The organism is Streptomyces himastatinicus ATCC 53653 (assembly GCF_000158915.1).
Taxonomy (GTDB): Bacteria; Actinomycetota; Actinomycetes; order Streptomycetales; family Streptomycetaceae; genus Streptomyces; species Streptomyces himastatinicus.
On the sequence record NZ_GG657754.1, the window covers coordinates 451,999 to 454,049 of the forward strand.

Consider the following 2,051-nt stretch of genomic DNA (forward strand, 5'->3'; position numbering starts at 1 on the left):
TGGGCCGAGCCCCAGGTACGGGAGGTGGGCGCGCGGGCCGGTTCCGCCGAGGTCCAGGACTGGGCGCGGATGGCGGAGGAGCACCATCCGGTGCTGCACACCCATGACCGCTACGGCCACCGGATCGACGAGGTCGAGTACCACCCCGCCTACCACCAGCTGATGACCGCCGCCGTGGAGAGCGGTCAGCACGCGGCGGCCTGGGCCGAGACCCGCCCCGGGCGGCATCTGGCGCGCGCGGCCACGTTCTACGCCTTCGCCCAGGCCGAGCCCGGCCACGGCTGCCCCATCTCCATGACGTACGCCGCCGTCCCGGCACTGCGCGCCGAACCCGAGCTGGCCGCCGCGTACGAGCCGCTGCTGACCGCCCGCACCTACGACTTCGGGCTGCGCGCGCCGCTCACCAAGCGCGGGCTGATCGCGGGCATGTCGATGACCGAGAAGCAGGGCGGCTCGGACGTACGCGCCAACACCACCGAGGCCGTGCCGTCCTCCGCGGACGACGGCACGTACCTGCTCACCGGCCACAAGTGGTTCACCTCCGCGCCGATGAGCGATGTGTTCCTGACGCTGGCACAGGCCCCCGAGGGGGTGACCTGCTTCCTGGTGCCGCGCGTCCTGCCGGACGGCACCCGTAACGCCCTCCACCTCCAGCGGCTCAAGAACAAGCTCGGCAACCGCGCGAACGCCTCCTCCGAGGTCGAGTACGACCGCGCCGTGGCCTGGCGGATCGGCGAACCGGGGCGCGGGGTGCGGACGATCGTCGAGATGGTCAGCGTGACCCGGCTGGACTGCGTGATCGGCTCGGCGGCGGGCATGCGCGCCGGGCTGCGGCAGGCGCTGCACCACTGCGAGCACCGCCGGGCCTTCGGCGCCGAGCTGATCGACCAGCCGCTGATGCGCAACGTGCTGGCCGATCTGGCGGTCGAGTCGGAGGCGGCCACCACGCTCGCGATGCGGCTGGCGACGGCGCTGGACCGCGCCGAGGCCGGGGACGCGGGTGAGGCGGCGCTGCGCCGGCTGGGGCTGGCGGTCAGCAAGTACTGGGTGTGCAAGCGCGGCGCCACCCACGCCGCCGAGGCCCTGGAGTGCCTGGGCGGCAACGGCTATGTGGAGGACTCCGGCATGCCGCGGCTGTACCGGGAGGCGCCGCTCCAGTCGATCTGGGAGGGCTCGGGGAACGTCGCCGCACTCGACGTGCTGCGCGCGCTCGACCGGGAGACGGGCGCGCTGGACGCCGTCCTCGCCGAGGTGGACGCCGCCGCCGGGGCCGACGCCCGGCTCGACGCGGCCGCGGCCCGGCTGCGCGCGCTGCTGCCGCAGCTCGCCGATCCGCAGCGGGCCCAGGTTCTCGCGCGCCGTCTCGCCGAGCAGATGACCCTGGTCCTCCAGGGCAGCCTGCTGGTGCGGTACAGCCACCCGGCGGTCGCCGACGCGTTCTGCGCCTCCCGGCTGGACGGGGACTGGGGGCATGCGTTCGGCACCCTGCCGCCGGGGACGGACACCGGCCCGATCCTGGACCGGGCCCGCCCCAAGGATCTGCGCGCGTAAACCTCACCCACCGAAACCTCCACATCTTTTCCCCTATTCGGGCGAATAGTTGGGCACATACGGCTGGCGGCGACCTGTTTCGGCCGAACATCTCCTCGTGAATCGATGGCATCGCGCATGGCGTGCGGGGATCCTGACCACGGCCCTGCTGCTCGCCTCGACGGGGGCGACAGCCTTGGCCGACGGGGGTGGTGACGGCCGGGCGGCCGCCACCACCGCCCCGCGGCGGACGATCGACGCCCGGAGCGGGGCGGGGACGGGGGACGGGGATGCGGACCATGGACCGCGTACGAGGGTGAGGCTGCGGTTACGGGTCCAGATCGGCCCGGGCTTCTGTGTGTGCGTCAGGGCGTCGGTGGCGGCGCGGCGGGGCTGGCTCGGGTTCCGGTACGGCTGGTGCCCACCGCCGCCCAAGCCGACGCCTACCCCGACGCCGACACCCACGCCCAGCCCTACGCCGACCCCCACGCCCCAGCGCCGACGCCGACACCGAGCCCCAC

1 protein-coding gene is annotated in these 2,051 nt (G+C 74.1%); it reads left to right on the forward strand.

Annotation, left to right across the window (positions count from 1 at the left end; translation table 11 throughout):
* A partial coding sequence (locus tag SSOG_RS01935; RefSeq protein WP_063631529.1) for an acyl-CoA dehydrogenase family protein occupies window positions 1–1,551 on the forward strand: 1,551 nt, incomplete at its 5' end.
* Window positions 1,552–2,051: the final 500 nt, after the last annotated feature.